Origin of the sequence: Vibrio sp. 10N.222.49.C9 (genome assembly GCF_041474985.1) — a bacterium.
Lineage (GTDB): Bacteria > Pseudomonadota > Gammaproteobacteria > Enterobacterales > Vibrionaceae > Vibrio > Vibrio crassostreae_C.
The window spans coordinates 1-282 of the sequence record NZ_JBFRVD010000721.1 but is presented as its reverse complement, the minus strand read 5'-3'; the positions used below and the strand labels follow the sequence as shown (position 1 = coordinate 282).

The 282-nt window shown below is 47.9% G+C and carries 1 protein-coding gene; it reads right to left on the bottom strand.

Going from position 1 to position 282, the window contains the following annotated elements:
- Window positions 1-282: DUF3322 domain-containing protein (locus AB4585_RS25255; protein WP_372171514.1), on the bottom strand; the 282-nt coding region annotated here is incomplete at both ends.

Sequence of the window (282 nt, the reverse complement as noted above, 5' to 3'; positions counted from 1 at the left end):
GTCACCACCTGCTCAAAAGTGGCTATGAAGGCCTGCCACTGCTTCCGCTTGCCGAGATATCGAGCCAGAGATTCAATATCGGAAAAATAGATGGCAACAGGCATCACCTGCATACCCATTGATTTATAACGAAAGGCTTGTCGCTCTATGTTGATACCTTGGTGCTTTTCCAGTGCAGTCAGATCATTGAGCCAAGACTGAACACTCACAAACTCATGCAACAGTTGCTTGTCCGTCACCTTAGGCAACTTGATTACGATGGGTGACTGGGCTCCACCAGAT